The 257-nt window shown below is 47.9% G+C and carries 1 protein-coding gene; it reads left to right on the top strand.

Features of this window, described 5'->3' with window-relative positions:
- Window position 1: 1 nt before the first annotated feature.
- Window positions 2-257: VOC family protein (locus NLF92_RS13350; RefSeq protein WP_432420235.1), on the top strand; the 256-nt coding region annotated here is incomplete at its 3' end.

Here is a 257-nt window from a genome sequence, read left to right as displayed (position 1 = left end):
ATTGGCGTTTTACGTCGATACCATGGGCATGAAATTGCTGCGCAAAAGCGTAAACGAAGAATACGAATACACACTGGCTTTCGTGGGCTATGCCGACGAGTCAGAACAAGCCGTACTGGAGTTAACCTATAACTGGGGCGATAACGAGTACGATATGGGTACTGCGTATGGTCACGTTGCGTTTGCAGTTGACGATATTTATGCTTTTTGCGAGCAATTAGAAGCGAAAGGCGCAGATGTGTATCGCAAGCCAGGGC

This window comes from Opacimonas viscosa, assembly GCF_024199005.1.
Taxonomy (GTDB): Bacteria; Pseudomonadota; Gammaproteobacteria; order Enterobacterales; family Alteromonadaceae; genus Opacimonas; species Opacimonas viscosa.
Note: the sequence above shows the minus strand (reverse complement) of the source record. Positions and strands in the feature narration are given on the sequence as shown.